The following is a 14,171-nucleotide window of genomic DNA, read 5'->3' as shown; positions in this document are numbered from 1 at the left end:
CGGCGGCAAGCACCATTGCGCACTTGCGCTGCGGTTCGATCCTTCGCCGCCGTCTCCTTTTTCCCTTCAATGGTGCGTAAATCAGATATGAGTTCCGCTCTGTCCATCCGGCAGCTAACCAAAACCTATGGCAACGGGTTCCAGGCCTTGAGTGGTATCGATCTGGACGTTGCCGAAGGTGATTTTTTCGCCTTGCTCGGCCCCAACGGTGCTGGCAAATCCACGACCATCGGCATTCTCTCGACCCTGGTGAACAAAACCAGCGGCACGGTGAATATCTTCGGTCATGACCTGGACAAAAATCCTGCGCAGCTCAAGCGCTCGATCGGCGTGGTGCCTCAGGAATTCAACTTCAACCAGTTCGAAAAGACCTTCGACATCGTCGTGACTCAGGCCGGCTACTACGGCATTCCGGCGAAGATCGCCAAGGAACGCGCCGAGCAGTACCTGACGCAATTGGGCCTGTGGGACAAGCGCGATGTGCCGTCGCGTTCGTTGTCCGGCGGCATGAAGCGCCGTCTGATGATTGCCCGTGCGCTGGTGCATGAACCGCGTCTGCTGATCCTCGATGAGCCGACTGCAGGCGTCGATATCGAGTTGCGTCGTTCGATGTGGACGTTCCTCACCGAACTGAACCAGAAAGGCATCACCATCATCCTCACCACGCACTATCTGGAAGAGGCGGAGCAGTTGTGCCGCAACATCGGCATCATCGACCACGGCACCATCGTCGAGAACACCAGCATGAAACAATTGCTGGGCCAGTTGCACGTGGAAACCTTTTTGCTGGACCTGAAAAACGACTTGAGCGCCGCGCCGCAACTGCTCGGTTATCCGGCCCGGTTGATCGACAGCCACACCCTGGAAGTTCAGGTCGACAAATCCATGGGCATTACGGCGTTGTTCACCCAGTTGGCGCAGCAGAACATTGAAGTGCTGAGCCTGCGCAACAAAACCAATCGCCTCGAGGAGTTGTTCGTGTCCCTGGTGGAGAAAAATCTGTCGAAGGTGGCGGTATGAGTTCCGAATTCCGTCCCAACCTCGTCGCCCTGCAGACCATCGTTTACCGCGAGGTCAAACGCTTCACGCGGATCTGGCCGCAGACGTTGCTGCCACCGGCGATCACCATGGTTCTGTACTTCGTGATCTTCGGTAATCTGATCGGTCGGCAAATCGGCGACATGGGTGGCTTCACTTACATGGAGTACATCGTGCCGGGGCTGATCATGATGTCGGTGATCACCAACTCTTACGGCAACGTGGTGTCGAGTTTCTTCGGCAGCAAGTTCCAGCGTTCCATCGAAGAGCTGATGGTCTCGCCGGTGTCGCCGCACACGATTCTGATTGGCTTCACCATTGGCGGCGTGTTGCGTGGCCTGATGGTCGGCGTGATCGTGACCATTCTGTCGCTGTTCTTCACCCATTTGCAGGTGCATCACCTCGGGGTGACCATCCTTGTGGTGGTGCTGACGGCGACGATTTTCTCGCTGCTGGGCTTCATCAACGCGGTATTTGCGCGCAATTTCGATGATATTTCGATCATCCCGACTTTTGTGCTGACGCCGCTGACGTACCTGGGTGGGGTGTTCTATTCGATCACGCTGCTGCCGCCATTCTGGCAAACCGTGTCGCTGGCCAACCCGGTGCTGCACATGGTCAATGCGTTCCGTTACGGGATTCTGGGTGTGTCGGATATCAAGATTGGTATCGCGATCACCTTCATGCTGGTGGCGACGGTGGTGTTGTATCTCGGTTGTGCGCGGTTGCTGGTGAGTGGGCGTGGTATGCGTACCTGATCCAGAACCGCATCGACTTCTTCGCGAGCAGGCTCGCTCCCACAGGGGAACGCATTCCAGTGAGCCTGCTCGCGATAGGGCCAATACAGACGCCACAAATCAAAACGGCCTCCCACTGCGGAGGCCGTTTTGCATTCAGCGCATGCGACTTTTCTTGCGCCGCGCCCATTGCCGCGCGACCCACCAGCGCCAGTACATCATTACCAGGCAATAGGCGAGGGCGCCGAGCACCAAGCCGACCACTACCGAACCAAGCAGAAACGGCTGCCACAACGTCGACAACTCGCCGCTGATCCATTCCCAGGTCAGCTCATCCGGCAGATGCCGGGCGGGCACGTCCATTAAAAACGCCCCGGCCTGATAAGTGCAGAAGAACACCGCCGGCATGGTGATCGGATTGGTCAGCCACACCAGACTGACAGCAATCGGCATGTTCCCCCGCACCATGACGGCAAGGGCGGCGGCCACCAGCATCTGCGCCGGAATCGGCAGGAATGCGGCGAACAGGCCGACCGCCATCGCCCGCGCAACCGAGTGACGATTGAGGTGCCAGAGGTTCGGGTCATGCAGCAACTTGCCGAGAAAGCGTAAGGATTTGTGTTCCCTGATGCTCGTCGGATCGGGCATGTAACGTTTGAATAAGCGCCGGGGCATAAGGCTTCTCGGTCGGTTAAGGCGGCAAGTATGTCTGGATTCTACGAAGCGCCCATTCAGACTTTGTGACAATTGTTGACGACGCACGTGCCCGACACCCGCTATGCCTAAGTGCGGGACTCTCAAGGACGGGCTTATGCGCACAGGGATGATGGCGCTGGCAGTCGGTCTGCTGGCCCCGGTTTTTATGCCGGCCTTACCGCCGGTCTGGTTGATGCTGTTGTTGCCGGTGACGGCTTTGATGTTGCTGCCGTTTCGCAGCTATCCATTGGCGATTTTTCTGCTGGGTTTCACCTGGGCCAGCGTCGGTGCGCAATGGGCGTTGAATGATCGCTTGCCGGCCGAACTGGATGGCGAAACCCGCTGGCTCGAAGGGCGGGTGGTCGGGTTGCCGCAGAACGGCGACGGTGTGGTGCGTTTCGAGTTGGCTGATGCACGCTCACGTCACGAAAAACTGCCATCGCTGATGCGACTCGCGTGGTACGCCGGGCCGCCGGTCAACAGTGGCGAGCGCTGGCGCTTGGCGGTCAAGCTCAAGCGTCCCGGTGGTTTGCTCAACCCGGACGCTTTCGATTACGAGGCTTGGCTGCTGGCGCAACGCATCGGTGCGACCGGCACAGTCAAGGATGGTCAACGCCTGAGCGAAGCGCGTTGGGCCTGGCGCGACAGCATTCGTCAGCGCCTGCTTGCAGTGGATGCGCACGGTCGGGCCGGTGTTCTGGCCGCATTGGTGTTGGGTGATGGGTCCGGGCTCAGTCGCGAGGATTGGCAGATTCTGCAGGACACCGGCACCGTGCACTTGTTGGTGATTTCCGGTCAGCATATCGGCTTGCTGGCGGCGGTGATGTATTGGCTGGTTGCAGGGTTGGCGCGATTTGGCCTGTGGCCGCTGCGTTGGCCGTGGCTGCCATGGGCCTGTGGGCTGGCGTTTACGGCGGCGCTGGGTTACGCCTTGCTTGCCGGATTTGACGTGCCGGTGCAGCGCGCCTGCGTGATGGTCGGCCTGGTACTGTTGTGGCGTTTGCGCTTTCGCCATCTGGGGGCATGGTGGCCGCTGCTGCTGACGTTCAATGGTGTGCTGTTGCTGGATCCGCTCGCGAGTTTGCGTCCGGGTTTGTGGTTGTCGTTTGCGGCGGTGGCGGTGTTGATTTTCACCTTTGGCGGCCGCCTGGGCGCGTGGCGCTGGTGGCATACCTGGACACGGGCGCAATGGTTGATTGCGATCGGTTTGTGCCCGGTGTTGCTGGCATTGAACCTGCCGATCAGTCTCAGCGGGCCACTGGCCAACCTGCTTGCAGTGCCTTGGGTCAGTCTTGTCGTGCTGCCGCCGGCGTTGCTCGGGACGATGTTGTTGCCCATACCCTGTGTCGGCGAAGGGCTGCTGTGGCTGGCCGGTGGTTTGATCGACGGGTTGTTTCGCGCGCTGGCGATAATGGCCGGGCATTGGCCTGCATGGATCGCACCCTCTATACCCGCCTGGTTCTTGGCTGCTGGCGGTCTCGGCGCGGTGTTGTTGGTGTTGCCGCGCGGCGTGCCAATGCGCCCGCTGGGCTGGCCATTGCTGTTGCTGCTGGTGGTGCCGCCACGCGAACGGCTGGATGAGGGATTGGCCGAGATTCGGCAACTGGATGTCGGCCAAGGCCTGGCCATCCTGATCCGCACCCGCCATCACACGTTGCTCTATGACGCTGGGCCACGCTCTGGTGATTTCGATCTCGGCGAGCGGGTGGTGCTGCCCGCGTTGCGCAAACTGAGAGTGGAAAAACTCGATCTGATGCTGCTCAGCCATGCGGATGCCGATCACGCGGGTGGCGCTCTGGCGATCACCCGTGGTTTGACCGTCGATCGCGTGATCAGCGGTGACCCGGCGGGACTGCCTGAGGCGTTGAGCGCCGAAGCCTGCGAAAGCGGCCGGCAATGGCAGTGGGACGGGGTCGCTTTTCAACTCTGGCAATGGGCGGACGCCCGCGACAGCAATCAGCGCTCCTGCGTCTTGCAGATCGAGGCGAATGGCGAGCGTCTGTTGCTGACCGGCGATATCGACACCCACGCCGAACGTGCGCTGCTCGACAGTCCATTGGCCGTGCCGACGCCATGGCTGCAATCGCCCCATCACGGCAGCCGCAGTTCGTCGTCAATGGCGCTGCTCAAGGTGTTGCAACCCGCAGCCGTGCTGATTTCCCGTGGGCAGGGCAATTCCTTCGGCCATCCGCACCCGACCGTGCTGGCGCGTTATCGCAAACAGGGACTGCGCATTTACGACAGCGCCGAGCAGGGTGCCATTCAGGTGCAACTGGGCACCTTCGCGCCGCCTCGCACAATGCGTCATCAGCGGCGTTTCTGGCGTGATCCGCCCGCGCTGGCCCGCTGATCGGGGCATGAGTCAATGGGTATCACGGTCGTCGGGGCGGCGGGTCTTAATCGTCGATCGGTATGGTAAAGTGGCGCACTTTTTCGAGGGGACTGTCACTGTGTGGGAATTGGTCAAATCCGGCGGCTGGATGATGTTGCCGATCATTCTGAGCTCCATCGCGGCCATGGCGATCGTCGCCGAACGCCTGTGGACCCTGCGCGCCAGTCGCGTCACCCCCGAGCATCTGCTGGGCCAGGTCTGGGTCTGGATCAAGGACAAGCAGCTCAATAAAGAAAAACTCAAGGAATTGCGCGCCAATTCGCCGCTGGGGGAAATCCTCGCCGCCGGTCTGGCCAACTCCAAGCATGGTCGCGAGATCATGAAAGAGTGCATTGAAGAAGCCGCCGCCCGCGTCATCCACGAACTCGAACGCTACGTCAATGCGCTGGGCACCATCGCCGCGATGTCGCCGCTGCTCGGTCTGCTGGGTACGGTGCTGGGCATGATCGATATCTTCAGCGCATTCACCGGTTCCGGTATGACCACCAATGCTTCGGTGCTGGCGGGTGGTATCTCCAAGGCGCTGATCACCACAGCAGCAGGCCTGATGGTCGGTATTCCGGCGGTGTTCTTCCACCGCTTCCTGCAACGCCGCATTGATGAACTGGTGGTGGGCATGGAGCAGGAAGCGATCAAACTGGTTGAAGTGGTGCAGGGTGACCGTGACGTCGACCTGGCCGAGGGCCGCGCGTGAAATTCCGTCGCAAGCCTCGGGAAACCATCGATATCAACCTCGCGTCGCTGATCGACGTGGTGTTCATTCTGCTGCTGTTTTTCGTCGTGACCACCACGTTTACCCGTGAAACCCAGTTGCGCGTCGACCTGCCGGAAGCGGTCAGCGGCTCTCCGGCCGAAGATCAGCAGCTCAAGCAGATCGACGTGGCTATCAGCGCCGAAGGCGTGTTTTCGGTGAACAACAGGATTCTGCCGAAGAACGATCTGGCGACATTGATGGAAGCCATGCAGAAAGAATCCAACGGTGACACCAACATGCCGTTGTCGATCAGTGCTGACGGCAAGACTCAGCATCAATCCGTGATCACCGCCATGGACGCGGCCGGCAAGCTCGGTTTCAGCCATCTGCGCATGACCACGGTCGAGGCGGCGCCCAAATCCTGATGAGCCTGTCCGATCGTTTGCTCGCTGCGTGGTATCAGGGGCACCCGGCCCTGACGTTGCTGCGGCCGCTGGAAATGTTGTACCGCCGCGTGGTGGTGGGTAAACGCCAGCGCTTTCTCGACGGTGAAGGCGAGATTTACCAGCCGCCAGTGCCGCTGATCGTGGTCGGCAACATCACCGTCGGCGGCACCGGCAAAACGCCGATGATTCTCTGGCTGATCGAACATTGCCGGCGCAGCGGTTTGCGCGTCGGCGTGGTCAGCCGTGGTTACGGTGCCAAACCCGCGCAGTTGCCGTGGCGCGTTGAGGCCGATCAAACCGCCGATATCGCTGGCGACGAACCGCTGCTGATCGTCCAGCGCACCGGCGTGCCGCTGATGATCGACCCCAATCGCAGCGCCGCTGTCAAAGCCTTGCTCGCCAGTGAGCCGCTGGATCTGATCCTCTCCGACGACGGCATGCAGCATTACCGTCTGGCGCGGGATCTGGAGCTGGTGCTGATCGACGCCGCCCGTGGTCTGGGCAACAAACGCTGCTTGCCTGCCGGACCGTTGCGCGAACCGATCGAACGTCTGCAAAGCGTCGACGGCGTGCTGTTCAATGGTGCGACTGAAGACCGTGACGACGGTTTCGCCTTTCGCCTGCAGCCGACGGCGCTGGTCAACCTGCGCAGCGGCGAGCGCAAATCTCTCGAGCATTTTCCGTCCGGTCAAAGCGTGCATGCGGTCGCCGGGATCGGCAATCCGCAACGTTTCTTCAATACCCTCGAAGCGCTAGACTGGCGGGCAATCCCCCATGCGTTTGCCGATCACGCCGAATACAGCGTGCAGGCGTTGAATTTCACACCGTCATTGCCGTTGGTGATGACTGAAAAGGATGCGGTGAAGTGCCGTGCCTTCGCTGCTGCCGACTGGTGGTATCTGGCGGTCGATGCCGTGCCGTCGCCGGCCTTCGTGGCCTGGTTCGACACACAACTGATGCGTCTGTTGCCCGATCGGCTTTTGCCTTAACTCTTTACTCAGGGAATGTTCATGGACACCAAATTGCTCGACATCCTCGCGTGCCCGATCTGCAAAGGCCCGCTCAAGCTCAGCGCCGACAAGACCGAACTGATCAGCAAGGGTGCCGGTCTGGCCTATCCGATCCGCGACGGCATCCCGGTGATGCTCGAAAGCGAAGCCCGCACTCTGACCACCGACGAGCGTCTGGATAAATGACCACTGCCTTCACCGTTGTCATCCCGTCGCGTTTCGCCTCGACCCGTCTGCCGGGCAAACCGCTGCTGGACATCGCCGGCAAGCCAATGATCCAGCACGTCTGGGAACAGGCGAGCAAAAGCAGCGCGACCCGCGTCGTGGTCGCGACTGACGACGCGCGCATCGTCGAGGCCTGCAAGGCTTTTGGTGCCGAAGTGGTGCTGACCCGTGAAGACCATAATTCCGGCACCGATCGTCTGGCCGAAGTCGCGGCGAAACTGGGCCTTGAGCCTGACGCGATCGTGGTCAACGTGCAGGGTGACGAGCCGCTGATTCCACCGAGCGTGATCGATCAGGTCGCCGCCAACCTCGCCGCCCACACCGAAGCGCGCATGGCCACGCTGGCCGAGCCGATCGAGGACGTGGAAACCCTGTTCAACCCGAACGTGGTCAAGGTTGTCAGCGACCTCAACGGTCTGGCGCTGACCTTCAGCCGTTCGACCTTGCCTTGGGCGCGCGATGCATTCGCCAAGAGCCGCGAGCAATTGCCTGAAGGCGTGCCGTACCGTCGTCACATCGGTATCTATGCCTACCGCGCCGGTTTCCTCCAGGACTTCGTCAGCTGGGGCCCGTGCTGGCTGGAAAACACTGAATCCCTCGAGCAACTGCGTGCCCTGTGGCATGGCGTGCGGATTCATGTCGCCGATGCGCTGATCGCACCGCCAACTGGCGTCGACACTGCCGAAGACCTCGAGCGCGTTCGTCGCCTGCTGGGGGCCTGATGCGCGTTCTGTTTGTGTGCCTGGGCAACATTTGCCGTTCACCCACGGCTGAAGGCGTGTTGCGCCACAAGTTGCGTGCCGCAGGGCTGGCGGATCAGGTCGAAGTGGCCTCGGCTGGCACCGGTGACTGGCACGTCGGCAACCCGCCGGACAAACGCAGTCAGGCCGCGGCCAAAGTGCGCGGCTATGACCTGTCGGCGCAACGCGCGCAGCAGGTCAGCCGCGCCGACTTCGCCAGTTATGACCTGATTCTGGCGATGGACAACAGCAACCTGCGCAACCTCAAGGCGCTGCAACCGTCCACTGGCAAGGCCGAACTGGATCTGTTCCTGCGCCGTTATGCCGGGTTGGTCGATGAGGTGCCGGATCCGTATTACGACGGCAATCAGGGGTTCGAGCAGGTGCTGGATCTGATCGAAGCGGCTTGTGACCAATTGTTGATCGAAGTGAAGGGCCGGTTATGAGTTTGCAGGTGCAACCACAGGTTTCCCTGAAACCGTTCAACAGTTTTGGCGTCGATGTGCGCGCGCAACTGTTCGCCGAAGCCCACAGCGATGCCGATGTCCGTGAAGCACTGGCGTATGCCAGCGCGCACGACGTGCCGTTACTGGTAATCGGCGGTGGCAGCAACTTGCTGCTGACGGCGGATATCCCGGCGCTGGTGCTGCGCATGGCGACGCGCGGGATCCGCGTGATCAGCGATGACGGCAGCCGTGTGGTAATCGAAGCTGAAGCTGGCGAGCCTTGGCATCCGTTTGTTCAGCACACGCTGGCGCTGGGCTTTTCCGGACTGGAAAACCTCAGCCTGATTCCCGGCACTGTCGGCGCTGCGCCAATGCAGAACATTGGCGCTTACGGCGTCGAGATCAAGGATGTGTTTGCCGGGCTCACGGCGCTGGATCGCCAGACTGGCGAGCTACGTGATTTCACCCTGGAAGAATGCAACTTTGCCTACCGCGACAGCCTGTTCAAACAGCAGCCTGGGCGTTGGTTGATTTTGCGCGTGCGTTTTACGCTCGATCGCGTCGCGCATCTGCATCTGGAGTACGGCCCGGTGCGTCAGCGCCTGACCGAGCAGGGCATCGAGCAGCCGACGCCAAGTGACGTCAGCCGCGCCATCTGCAGCATCCGCAGTGAAAAACTGCCGGATCCGGCAGTGCTCGGTAATGCCGGCAGCTTCTTCAAGAACCCGCTGGTGTCGGCGGCCGTCGTCGCGCAAATCAAAACGCAGCACCCGGATGTAGTGGCTTACGCTCAACCGGACGGGCAAATGAAACTGGCTGCTGGCTGGTTGATCGAGCGCGCTGGCTGGAAAGGTTTCCGTGAGGCCGATGCCGGCGTGCATAAATTGCAGGCGCTGGTGTTGGTCAACTACGGCGCCGCGACCGGTCTGCAATTGCTCGATCTGGCGCAACGCATCCAGAAAGACATTGCAGAACGTTTCAATGTCGAGCTGGAAATGGAGCCCAATCGGTATTGAAGCAGCTGCGAGCTTCAAGCTTTGAGCGGCAAGCTACAATCTTGATGGTGAGCCAGCTACTGCCTTTACTTGCAGCTTGTAGCTAAAAGCTTGCAACTGAAAAGCCCTGTCTCAGCAGGGCTTTTTCGTTAATGTTGGGTTAACTTAGCGAGCTAACGATAACCGTCATTTGCTCCACCAAAGGCCCGGTGCAGACGTTCGCGTCGGCACAAGAGAGCCTGATTAGCCTGAGTCGATCTGCGTGAACCACACCGCTGATTTTCCGGCGGCAGATTGCTCGACCCCATAACCACTAAAAATATGCGGGCGTGCCCATGATTACCCTGAAACTCAACGGTCAAGACCATCCCCTCGATGTCACTGAAGACATGCCGCTGTTGTGGGCGATTCGTGATGTCGCCGGTTACAACGGCACCAAATTCGGTTGCGGCATGGGCCTGTGCGGCGCCTGCACCATTCACATCGATGGCTTGCCGGCGCGCAGTTGCATCACGCCGATCGGCTCGGTGATCGGGCAGAACGTCACCACCATCGACAATCTTCATGCTGACCCGGTGGGGCAGGTGGTCCAGCAAGCCTGGCTCGACTCAGCCGTCGCGCAGTGCGGTTTCTGTCAGGGCGGGCAAATCATGTCGGCCACGGCATTGCTCAAAACCAACCCGAACCCGAGCGACGAGCAGATTGAGGAAGCCATGGTTGGCAACATTTGCCGCTGCGGCACTTACAACCGGATCAAGACCGCGATCCGCCAAGCCTCCACCCATTTGAAGGAGGCCAAGGCATGAGCCGTCTTCCGAATGATTTCGCCCTGAGCAATCTCAGCCGTCGCGGTTTTCTCAAAGGCGTCGGCGCCACTGGTGCGCTGGTGCTGGCCGCGAGTTGGGGCTGGCAGGATGCGTTGGCCGAAGACAAACCGAAACAGTTCGGCGCCGATGGCATGCCCAACGGCTGGATTGATGATCCGAAGGTCTACGTCAGCATCGCCGCCGACGGCACCGTCACCGTTGTGTGCAACCGTTCGGAAATGGGCCAGGGCGTGCGCACCAGTCTGACCATGGTTGTCGCAGATGAGCTGGAGGCCGATTGGGCGCACGTCAAAGTGCAGCAGGCGCCGGGTGATGAAGTACGTTTCGGCAACCAGGACACCGACGGTTCGCGCAGCATGCGCCACTGGTATGAGCCGATGCGGCGTTGCGGCGCGGCGGCGCGAACCATGCTCGAGCAAGCTGCCGCTGCGCAGTGGAAAGTGCCTGTGGGCGAATGCCACGCGCAGTTGCACAAAGTCATCCATAAACCGTCCGGCCGAGAGCTGGGCTACGGCGAGCTGGCCGCCGCAGCCAGTGCGTTGGCAGTACCGGCGCGCGACAGCCTGCGCCTCAAGCAACCGTCGGAATTCCGTTACATCGGCAAGGAAGGCACCAAAGCCATCGACGGTGACGACATCGTCAACGGTCGTGCGGTGTACGGCGCCGACGTGCATTTCGATGGCATGTTGTACGCGACCATCGCTCGTCCGGCGGTGTACGGCGGCAAGGTCAAATCGGTGGATGACAGCGCTGCGCTGAAAGTCCCCGGCGTGCTCAAAGTAATCCAGATTGAAAGCCGCCCGTTGCCTTCGGAATTCCAACCGTTGGGCGGTGTGGCCGTGGTGGCCAGCAATACCTGGGCAGCGATCAAGGGCCGTGAGGCGCTGAAGATCGAATGGGATGACGGCCCGAACGCCAGTTACGACTCGATCGCCTATCGCAAAGAGCTGGAAGCCGCATCGCTCAAGCCCGGCAAAGTGGTGCGCAACACCGGCGATATCGACAAGGCCCTGAGCGGCGCCGCGAGTACGCTCGAAGCGTCGTACTATTTGCCACATCTGGCACAGTCGCCGATGGAGCCGATGGTCGCCATCGCCCGTTACAAGGACGGCGTTTGCGAAGCGTGGGCACCGAGTCAGGCGCCACAAGTCACCCGCGAGCGCATTGCCGAGCGTCTTGGGCTGCCGTTCGATAACGTCACTTTCAATGTCACGCTGCTCGGCGGTGGTTTCGGTCGCAAGTCGAAACCGGACTTTGTCGTCGAAGCGGCGATCCTCGCCAAGGAGTTCCCCGGCAAAGCTGTGCGGGTGCAGTGGACGCGTGAAGATGACATCCACAACTCGTATTTTCATACCGTGTCTGCTGAGTACCTCAAGGCGGGCGTGGGCAAGGACGGTATGCCGTCCGGTTGGCTGCATCGCACCGTGGCACCGAGCATCACTGCGTTATTCGCGCCGGGCATGAACCATGAAGCGGCATTCGAACTGGGCATGGGCTTCACCAACATGGCCTACGCGATTCCCAATGTGCGCCTGGAAAACCCCGAAGCCACCGTGCACACGCGGGTTGGCTGGTATCGCTCGGTATCGAACATTCCCCATGGTTTCGCGATCCAGAGTTTCGTCGATGAGCTGGCGCACAAGGCTGGTGAGGATCCCCTCAAATACCAGATCAAACTGCTTGGCCCTGATCGTCAGATCGACCCGCGCACGCTGAGCGAAGAGTGGAACTATGGCGAATCTCCCGAGCGTTATCCGATCGACACCGGGCGCATGCGCACCGTGCTGGAAACCGCAGCCAAAGCTGCTGGCTGGGGACGCAAACTGCCCAAGGGCCGTGGTCTTGGCCTGGCGGTGCATTACAGCTTCGTCACGTACGTGGCGGCGGTGATTGAGGTTGAAGTAAAAGACGACGGTACGCTGATCGTGCACAAGGCTGACATCGCCGTCGATTGCGGGCCGCAGATCAACCCCGAGCGCATTCGCTCGCAGTTCGAAGGTGCTTGTGTGATGGGCCTGGGCAACGCAGTACTGGGCGAAATCAGCTTCAAGGACGGCAAGGTCCAGCAGGATAACTTCCATATGTATGAAGTGGCGCGCATGTCGCTGGCGCCGAAGGAAGTTGCCGTGCATCTGGTGACACCGCCGGGCGACGTGCCCTTGGGCGGTGTCGGCGAACCGGGCGTGCCACCGATTGCTCCAGCCTTGTGTAACGCGATCTACGCCGCCACCGGCAAGCGCATTCGCAATCTGCCGGTGCGTTATCAGTTGCAGGGCTGGCAGAAGGCAGAGGCGTAATGGACAGCGTCGACCTCAATGTCCTGCGCAGCGTCCTCGAATGGCGCCGCGCCGGACAGCGGGTGGTGCTGTTCAGTGTGGTGCAAACCTGGGGCACGGCGCCCCGCGCACCCGGTGCCATGTTGGCGTTGCGCGAGGATGGCGTGGTGATTGGTTCGGTGTCGGGCGGGTGTGTCGAGGATGACTTGATCGCCCGTCTGCACGACGGCCGCATCGCCACCGACGGGCCGCCGGTGCAGTTGATCACTTATGGCGTGACGCGAGAGGAGGCGGCGCGCTTTGGCTTGCCTTGCGGCGGCACGTTGCGCCTGACCGAAGAGCGCGTTGGCGACCCTGCGTGGGTTGCCGAACTATTGGCCCGTTGCGAGGCCCACGAGATTGTTGCTCGCGAGTTGAACATCGACACCGGTGAAGTGTTTCTGTCCCCGGCAAGTAAATCCGATTCGCTGGAATTCGATGGCAAAACCCTGCGCGCCATTTACGGCCCGCGCTGGCGTCTGTTGTTGATCGGTGCCGGGCAGTTGTCGCGCTACGTCGCGGACATGGCGCGACTGCTGGATTTCGAAGTGCTGATCTGCGACCCGCGCAGCGAATTCGTTTACGGCTGGGAAGAGCACCACGGTCGCTTCGTCCCGGGCATGCCGGATGACGCGGTGTTGAGCATTCAGACCGATGAGCGCACAGCGATTGTCGCGTTGACCCATGATCCGCGTCTGGACGACATGGCGTTACTGACGGCGCTGGATTCGCCAGCCTTCTATGTGGGGGCGCTCGGCTCGCGGGTCAACAGTCAGAAGCGCCGGGAGAATCTGGCTCAGCTAGGCTTATCGGTGCAGGCGATCGATCGACTGCATGGCCCGATCGGTTTGCACATTGGCAGTCATTCGCCGGCAGAAATTGCTTTGTCCTTGCTGGCGGAAATCGTCGCGATCAAGAACGGCGTCGAGTTGAAGCAGAAGAAAACACTGGAGGGCGCATGAGTCGATCCATTGCAGTGATTGTGCTGGCAGCGGGCGAGGGCAGTCGCTTTCGCCAGGTGGCGGGTGCGGACAAGGACAAGTTGCTGGCGGACTGCACCGGGCGTGATGGTGCGGTGCGTTCGGTGATCGAGCAGGTGTTGGTGAATCTGCCGGCCGGTCTTGTTAAGCGTGTATTGGTCACCACTGAAGCGCGGCCGCAGGCAATGCGCATGGCACAGGCGTATGGCTGTGAGGTTGTTTCGATCGAGTCGACCGGAATGGGTGACAGCATTGCCGCCGGGGTTGCAGCTTGCCCGGATGCCGATGGCTGGTTGATTGTGCTGGGTGATATGCCGTTTATCTTGCCGTCGAGTATCGAGCGGGTGGTTGCGGCGATTGCTGACGATGCGGTGAGCGTGCCGGTGCAGGATGGCGAGTTTGGCCATCCGGTGGGGTTTGGGCGATCGTTTGGTTTGGGGTTGCAGGGGTTGAGCGGTGATCGTGGGGCCAGGCCTTTGTTCAAGCAGGGCAGGGTGGTGGAGATTGCTGTCGATGACCCAGGTGTTCTGTGGGATATCGATGTGCCTGAGGCTTTGGTTTTTGCCTCGTCTTGAGATCTGTGTGAATTCCTTAGAAGCCCTCACCCTAACCCTCTCCCAGAGGGAGAGG

The 14,171-nt window shown here is 60.8% G+C and carries 15 protein-coding genes; 14 read left to right on the top strand and 1 reads right to left on the bottom strand.

Translation table 11 applies throughout. The annotated features are described in order from the left end of the window. Positions 1 to 87: 87 nt before the first annotated feature. Both AB4N44_RS09400 and AB4N44_RS09395 read left to right on the top strand, forming a co-directional pair. Positions 88 to 1,020: an ABC transporter ATP-binding protein gene (locus tag AB4N44_RS09400; RefSeq protein ID WP_127929347.1), complete on the top strand. Its 933-nt coding sequence runs from the start codon at positions 88 to 90 to the stop codon at positions 1,018 to 1,020. After that, a complete protein-coding gene (locus tag AB4N44_RS09395; RefSeq protein WP_008087860.1) occupies positions 1,017 to 1,796 on the top strand; it encodes an ABC transporter permease in 780 nt (259 codons plus the stop codon). Before AB4N44_RS09400 ends, AB4N44_RS09395 begins: the two co-directional genes overlap by 4 nt. Positions 1,797 to 1,931: 135 nt before the next feature. Here AB4N44_RS09395 and AB4N44_RS09390 read toward each other — a convergent pair whose 3' ends face one another. Continuing rightward, on the bottom strand, positions 1,932 to 2,450 hold the full coding sequence (locus tag AB4N44_RS09390) for a DUF2062 domain-containing protein (protein ID WP_007908202.1): 519 nt from the start codon (positions 2,448 to 2,450) through the stop codon (positions 1,932 to 1,934). Between the two features lie 136 nt (positions 2,451 to 2,586). Between AB4N44_RS09390 and AB4N44_RS09385 the strand changes: the two genes are divergently transcribed. The 12 genes from AB4N44_RS09385 (at position 2,587) to AB4N44_RS09330 (ending at position 14,116) form a co-directional block, all read left to right on the top strand. Continuing rightward, the gene (locus AB4N44_RS09385; protein WP_460158206.1) at positions 2,587 to 4,821 is read left to right on the top strand and encodes a DNA internalization-related competence protein ComEC/Rec2; all 2,235 of its coding nucleotides are present in this window, start codon (positions 2,587 to 2,589) and stop codon (positions 4,819 to 4,821) included. Between the two features lie 100 nt (positions 4,822 to 4,921). Beyond that, complete coding sequence (locus AB4N44_RS09380) at positions 4,922 to 5,557, top strand: MotA/TolQ/ExbB proton channel family protein (protein WP_007908216.1); 636 nt, start codon at positions 4,922 to 4,924, stop codon at positions 5,555 to 5,557. Beyond that, positions 5,554 to 5,982 (top strand): ExbD/TolR family protein, encoded by a 429-nt coding sequence (locus AB4N44_RS09375; RefSeq protein WP_127929345.1) that lies wholly within the window; start codon positions 5,554 to 5,556, stop codon positions 5,980 to 5,982. Before AB4N44_RS09380 ends, AB4N44_RS09375 begins: the two co-directional genes overlap by 4 nt. Then, the gene (gene lpxK, locus AB4N44_RS09370; protein ID WP_150750552.1) at positions 5,982 to 6,992 is read left to right on the top strand and encodes a tetraacyldisaccharide 4'-kinase; all 1,011 of its coding nucleotides are present in this window, start codon (positions 5,982 to 5,984) and stop codon (positions 6,990 to 6,992) included. The genes AB4N44_RS09375 and lpxK overlap by 1 nt, the downstream gene beginning before the upstream one ends. Positions 6,993 to 7,013: 21 nt before the next feature. Then, positions 7,014 to 7,199, top strand: coding sequence for a Trm112 family protein (locus tag AB4N44_RS09365; protein WP_003174668.1), 186 nt, complete (start codon positions 7,014 to 7,016; stop codon positions 7,197 to 7,199). Beyond that, the gene (kdsB, locus tag AB4N44_RS09360) at positions 7,196 to 7,960 is read left to right on the top strand and encodes a 3-deoxy-manno-octulosonate cytidylyltransferase (protein WP_127929343.1); all 765 of its coding nucleotides are present in this window, start codon (positions 7,196 to 7,198) and stop codon (positions 7,958 to 7,960) included. Before AB4N44_RS09365 ends, kdsB begins: the two co-directional genes overlap by 4 nt. Continuing rightward, positions 7,960 to 8,424 carry a low molecular weight protein-tyrosine-phosphatase gene (locus AB4N44_RS09355; protein ID WP_127929342.1) on the top strand — a complete coding sequence of 155 codons (465 nt, stop codon included), beginning with the start codon at positions 7,960 to 7,962 and terminating at the stop codon, positions 8,422 to 8,424. Before kdsB ends, AB4N44_RS09355 begins: the two co-directional genes overlap by 1 nt. Continuing rightward, positions 8,421 to 9,440, top strand: coding sequence for a UDP-N-acetylmuramate dehydrogenase (murB, locus tag AB4N44_RS09350; RefSeq protein ID WP_460109162.1), 1,020 nt, complete (start codon positions 8,421 to 8,423; stop codon positions 9,438 to 9,440). Before AB4N44_RS09355 ends, murB begins: the two co-directional genes overlap by 4 nt. A 314-nt stretch (positions 9,441 to 9,754) precedes the next feature. After that, on the top strand, positions 9,755 to 10,225 hold the full coding sequence (locus AB4N44_RS09345) for a (2Fe-2S)-binding protein (RefSeq protein ID WP_003227073.1): 471 nt from the start codon (positions 9,755 to 9,757) through the stop codon (positions 10,223 to 10,225). Continuing rightward, the gene (locus AB4N44_RS09340; protein WP_460109164.1) at positions 10,222 to 12,543 is read left to right on the top strand and encodes a xanthine dehydrogenase family protein molybdopterin-binding subunit; all 2,322 of its coding nucleotides are present in this window, start codon (positions 10,222 to 10,224) and stop codon (positions 12,541 to 12,543) included. Before AB4N44_RS09345 ends, AB4N44_RS09340 begins: the two co-directional genes overlap by 4 nt. Next, on the top strand, positions 12,543 to 13,523 hold the full coding sequence (locus tag AB4N44_RS09335; RefSeq protein WP_316916917.1) for an XdhC family protein: 981 nt from the start codon (positions 12,543 to 12,545) through the stop codon (positions 13,521 to 13,523). Before AB4N44_RS09340 ends, AB4N44_RS09335 begins: the two co-directional genes overlap by 1 nt. Next, positions 13,520 to 14,116, top strand: coding sequence for a nucleotidyltransferase family protein (locus AB4N44_RS09330; protein WP_460109167.1), 597 nt, complete (start codon positions 13,520 to 13,522; stop codon positions 14,114 to 14,116). The genes AB4N44_RS09335 and AB4N44_RS09330 overlap by 4 nt, the downstream gene beginning before the upstream one ends. The last annotated feature ends 55 nt before the right edge of the window (positions 14,117 to 14,171 follow it).

It is taken from the genome of Pseudomonas sp. S3_C06 (assembly GCF_054667675.1).
The sequence above is the reverse complement of the archived record's forward strand: the minus strand, read 5'-3'. Positions and strand labels throughout refer to the sequence as shown.

Excerpts from the sequence above, each read along its gene's own strand:
- AB4N44_RS09385 (WP_460158206.1), top strand. The coding sequence starts at position 2,587 with ATGCGCACAGGGATGATGGCGCTGGCAGTCGGTCTGCTGGCCCCGGTT.
- kdsB (WP_127929343.1), top strand. The coding sequence starts at position 7,196 with ATGACCACTGCCTTCACCGTTGTCATCCCGTCGCGTTTCGCCTCGACC.
- AB4N44_RS09400 (WP_127929347.1), top strand. The coding sequence starts at position 88 with ATGAGTTCCGCTCTGTCCATCCGGCAGCTAACCAAAACCTATGGCAAC.
- AB4N44_RS09340 (WP_460109164.1), top strand. The coding sequence starts at position 10,222 with ATGAGCCGTCTTCCGAATGATTTCGCCCTGAGCAATCTCAGCCGTCGC.
- lpxK (WP_150750552.1), top strand. The coding sequence starts at position 5,982 with ATGAGCCTGTCCGATCGTTTGCTCGCTGCGTGGTATCAGGGGCACCCG.
- AB4N44_RS09335 (WP_316916917.1), top strand. The coding sequence starts at position 12,543 with ATGGACAGCGTCGACCTCAATGTCCTGCGCAGCGTCCTCGAATGGCGC.
- AB4N44_RS09365 (WP_003174668.1), top strand. The coding sequence starts at position 7,014 with ATGGACACCAAATTGCTCGACATCCTCGCGTGCCCGATCTGCAAAGGC.
- AB4N44_RS09395 (WP_008087860.1), top strand. The coding sequence starts at position 1,017 with ATGAGTTCCGAATTCCGTCCCAACCTCGTCGCCCTGCAGACCATCGTT.
- AB4N44_RS09390 (WP_007908202.1), bottom strand. The coding sequence starts at position 2,450 with ATGCCCCGGCGCTTATTCAAACGTTACATGCCCGATCCGACGAGCATC.
- murB (WP_460109162.1), top strand. The coding sequence starts at position 8,421 with ATGAGTTTGCAGGTGCAACCACAGGTTTCCCTGAAACCGTTCAACAGT.
- AB4N44_RS09345 (WP_003227073.1), top strand. The coding sequence starts at position 9,755 with ATGATTACCCTGAAACTCAACGGTCAAGACCATCCCCTCGATGTCACT.
- AB4N44_RS09330 (WP_460109167.1), top strand. The coding sequence starts at position 13,520 with ATGAGTCGATCCATTGCAGTGATTGTGCTGGCAGCGGGCGAGGGCAGT.
- AB4N44_RS09355 (WP_127929342.1), top strand. The coding sequence starts at position 7,960 with ATGCGCGTTCTGTTTGTGTGCCTGGGCAACATTTGCCGTTCACCCACG.